Origin of the sequence: Chromohalobacter sp. HP20-39 (assembly GCF_033052815.1) — a bacterium.
Taxonomy (GTDB): domain Bacteria; phylum Pseudomonadota; class Gammaproteobacteria; order Pseudomonadales; family Halomonadaceae; genus Chromohalobacter.
In genome coordinates, this window is record NZ_JAWHTP010000968.1 from 1 (window position 1) to 251 (window position 251).

The following is a 251-nucleotide window of genomic DNA, read 5'->3' on the forward strand; positions in this document are numbered from 1 at the left end:
GCTTGGCCTGGGCCGCGAGGAAGCCGACAGCGTGCTGGCCGAGCGCGGCGAGATCGAGGTTGGCTGCGATTTCTGCGGCCGGCACTACCGCTTCGATGCGGTGGACGTGGGCGCGCTGTTCACACCCGGCAGCGATCACCCCGGCGGCCACAGCCCGACGATGCAGTAGCCGCCAGCGCACACTGCGCTGTAGGCGCGATCGTCAGCCGCGCCGGAGTGGCGGCTCAGTCGGAGCGCTGCAGCGCCGGCAG

At 72.1% G+C, this 251-nt stretch carries 1 protein-coding gene; it reads left to right on the forward strand.

Features of this window, described 5'->3' with window-relative positions:
• Positions 1 to 7: 7 nt before the first annotated feature.
• Positions 8 to 169: an Hsp33 family molecular chaperone HslO gene (locus RVY79_RS22095; RefSeq protein ID WP_411161775.1), complete on the forward strand. Its 162-nt coding sequence runs from the start codon at positions 8 to 10 to the stop codon at positions 167 to 169.
• Positions 170 to 251 lie beyond the last annotated feature (82 nt).